Source organism: Oceanobacillus arenosus, from assembly GCF_003369575.1.
Taxonomy (GTDB): domain Bacteria; phylum Bacillota; class Bacilli; order Bacillales; family Amphibacillaceae; genus Oceanobacillus; species Oceanobacillus arenosus.
Window position 1 is genome coordinate 1 of record NZ_PIOC01000008.1, and the last position, 3,240, is coordinate 3,240.

A 3,240-nucleotide genomic window follows, 5' to 3' on the forward strand; every position below is an offset into this window, starting at 1 on the left:
ATGGGGCATTTTCTAGAGGTATTAGGATAATGAGACATAGTGATGCGCTTAAGCATTATAATCTTATTTAATCCATAAATGGACGAAAGTTCGCACTAATGAATATTCAGTTAATTTATTAAAGCATCTCACACGAGGTGCTTTTTTCATGCCTAAATTTAGGGGGTGGTAATCAACCACAAATAGTATTCCAGTATCAGAGAGCGCCGAATAGGCGTATTTTTTATGTCTTAATACAGAGAGATGCGGGGAGGTCAACATGAGTGAGGAGTTGACGAATATGGAGAGTTCAATAATATGGCAACAACATGACCAGAGGTTGAACAATCATGAGCAGCGATTGACTACTTTAGAAGTTACAATGACAGGCTTATCAACCAAGCTAGATAATGTAGATCTAACTATTAAAGAAGGTAACAAAGAACAAAAGGAAAAATTAGACGTAATTGATAATAGATTGCTAGATGAATTTTTCTATAGACAGCGATCAAATCAAGATAGCGAAGTAGATATTAAGAAAATAAATCAAGAAAACAAGTGGAAGTTATGGCTAAAAATTACGGGTATTTTAACAGGTTCTTTCAGTTTTATATATGTACTCTTTGAGTTCATTACAACTAAATTCTTTTAGGGAGGATGATTTCGTGAAAATTAATTGGAAAGTAAGGTTTAAAAATCCTGTTTTTGTCGTTGGTAAGTTTATACCTTTTTTAGTATTTGCTGTACAAGCGTTATTAGGGATAATTAACGTTTTTTATCCCATCGGTTATGAGATTACGGATGCTATGGCTAATGACGTGTTACAGAAATTAAATATTATCATGTTGGCCTTAATCAGCTTATCAGCGCCAATTGACGATACGACAAAAGGACTATCAGATAGTAAAAAGGCGCTTAGATACAACGAACCAAAAGATGATAGCAAGTATTTATAAGGCATCCGAGAGGGTGCCTTTATTATTTTAAAGGAGAGGATAAATAATGAGTACAACATTTATTATGCCAACTGAAGGTAGAATCACTAGTCCATTCGGATATCGTAAAGACCCGATTACAGGAAAGAACAGTTCGTGGCATCAAGGTGTGGATATTGCAAAAAGCGGGAATGTAGATGTTAATGCTTCTGCAGACGGGACAGTTACAAGAGTAGGTCCATTAAGCACATATGGTAATGTCGTAATGATCTTGCACAACATTAATGGTAAAACTTACGAGACCAATTACGCTCATCTTCATTCTTATAGTGTGAAGGTCGGCCAAAAAGTTAAGCAGGGTCAACGAATTGGTCGTATGGGTTCAACCGGTAGGGTAACTGGACAGCACCTTCATTTTGAAATCCATGATGGCAGATATGCTCCTGGTCAACCGAATGCAGTGGATCCTATGAAATTAGTTGGTAAGGATTTATCACCTAAGCCATCTGGTAGCACCTATACTGTTAAAAAAGGTGATACCCTTTGGGGGATTGCTAATTCTAATAAGATGACTGTTAATCAATTAAAGAATCTAAATGGGTTGAAGAGTGATACAATCTATCCTGGTCAAAAATTAAAGTTGAGTGGATCTCCATCAACAACAAATTATTATACGGTAATTAAAGGTGATACTTTGTGGGGAATATCACAAAAATATAACACGACTGTAAGTAAGATTAAAAGTCTGAATGGCTTAAAAAGTGATTTGATTAAGCCTGGACAAAACTTAAGAGTGAAATAACATTAAAGCCCCTTAATTGGGGCTCTTTTTTTTCTACGTTTTATCATACAATTACAGAACCATCTTCTTCTAACCAATTATACAATAGATGCTTAATACTTTTTCTGTCTTCTTTTTTGTCTTTATTTGTAAAATTATAGTTTAAATTATCTGCATACATTTTTGTAAACAATGCAGGTATAGATTCAAGTACAGTCCCACCGTTTAATAAATACTTATCTAACTTCATTAATGCTTTTTGAGCATGGTGAAACATATGCTTATCACAATTACTTCCAACACGTAAACCAATGATAGATGCATTGAGTTTTATTGATTCATGATAATAGCCTGATTTTATAGCGTAGTACATCATTTCTTGATGTTCATTTACATAGTATTCATTAATTCTCTTGAACTCTTTTTCGGTATCATTTTGAGCTTCTATGAATTCTTTTTCAATGGATTGTTGAACATTCTCCTTATTATCTTTTTCTTGTTTAAATTTAATAGAGTTATTATTGTTAGAACTCGTTTTTCCACTTTCAATCCCTTCAGTATCAAGTGGTTTAGAATTTTCCAGTTCTGCATTTTGGTCTGCAATCTGATCTGCATTTATATAAAAAACATCTTTCATAATCTCTTTGAAATTTCCATGAGATTTCAAAACAAATATATATTTATTCTTTCCATCTGCAAGTCCTGCTACTAATATTTCATTTGTCTGTTTAAGTGATTTGACAGCAGCATTAACTGTTCTCACAGAGCAATCTGCTTTTTCCGCTAGTGTGGAAGCTGAAATTTTACAAATGCCATTACCTGATAATAAATAGATAACATGATCCATTACGTCTTTACGTTTAGATCGTGAAGGGAATAAACGTTCAAAACTCTCGCCTAATGCATTAACAGCATTTTCAATATGCTCTATAATAGTAGCTTTTCTTTTAGATGAAAGTGAATTCCCTATCAAATAGTGTTGTACGTCCTTGTTATATGCTGTAATCATTTAATTTGCCTCCTATTTTTGGAAACAAAAAAGCAACGGCCTGTTTTTAAGCAAACCGTTGCTAAATAACCCAACATATAATAAAATGTTTATAAGGGTATAGCAAGTGTTTGCTTAGCGTAGATAGGCGGACGGTATAAAAGTGTTGGTAGCACTCTTATACACGCTGTACTCTTTTGTTTTTTTCTAATAATTTATTTTCCGCAGTTTATATCTTCAAATGTAATTAATTTATTTCCTTCATAGTAATCTGTTTTATAGTCGATTCCTTTATCACGTAATTCCCTTTCATATTTTGCCACTTCATTTATATCAGAAAGTAATATTATTGATTCATCATTTGAGTTTTTAATGTTCCATCTTTGCATTTCAATCATCCTTTTATGTTGTTATTTTACTACTTGGTAAATATCTGCTAATATAAAAAGCGACTTATCTTTTGCACACATAACCTTTTACACATATTTTACACATGATAGATAGAAAACCCTATATGATAACGTGTTTCTTCCTATTATATACGTCTGCCTGGGACG

5 protein-coding genes are annotated in these 3,240 nt (G+C 33.1%); 3 read left to right on the forward strand and 2 right to left on the reverse strand.

The annotated features are described in order from the left end of the window. Window positions 1–259 precede the first annotated feature (259 nt). Genes CWR48_RS04630 through CWR48_RS20990 form a run of 3 tightly spaced genes read left to right on the forward strand, consistent with a single transcriptional unit; the run spans window position 260 to window position 1,716 of the window. Window positions 260–631 (forward strand): hypothetical protein, encoded by a 372-nt coding sequence (locus CWR48_RS04630; RefSeq protein WP_115771878.1) that lies wholly within the window; start codon window positions 260–262, stop codon window positions 629–631. Between the two features lie 13 nt (window positions 632–644). Then, window positions 645–935 carry a phage holin gene (locus CWR48_RS04635; RefSeq protein ID WP_170140700.1) on the forward strand — a complete coding sequence of 97 codons (291 nt, stop codon included), beginning with the start codon at window positions 645–647 and terminating at the stop codon, window positions 933–935. 46 nt (window positions 936–981) lie between these two features. Next, window positions 982–1,716, forward strand: a complete 735-nt coding sequence (locus CWR48_RS20990; protein WP_115771880.1) for a M23 family metallopeptidase — start codon at window positions 982–984, stop codon at window positions 1,714–1,716. Window positions 1,717–1,759: 43 nt separating this feature from the next. Here CWR48_RS20990 and CWR48_RS04645 read toward each other — a convergent pair whose 3' ends face one another. Then, window positions 1,760–2,704, reverse strand: a complete 945-nt coding sequence (locus tag CWR48_RS04645) for a helix-turn-helix domain-containing protein (protein WP_115771881.1) — start codon at window positions 2,702–2,704, stop codon at window positions 1,760–1,762. A gap of 194 nt (window positions 2,705–2,898) precedes the next feature. Continuing rightward, window positions 2,899–3,072: a hypothetical protein gene (locus tag CWR48_RS20335; RefSeq protein ID WP_170140701.1), complete on the reverse strand. Its 174-nt coding sequence runs from the start codon at window positions 3,070–3,072 to the stop codon at window positions 2,899–2,901. Window positions 3,073–3,240 lie beyond the last annotated feature (168 nt).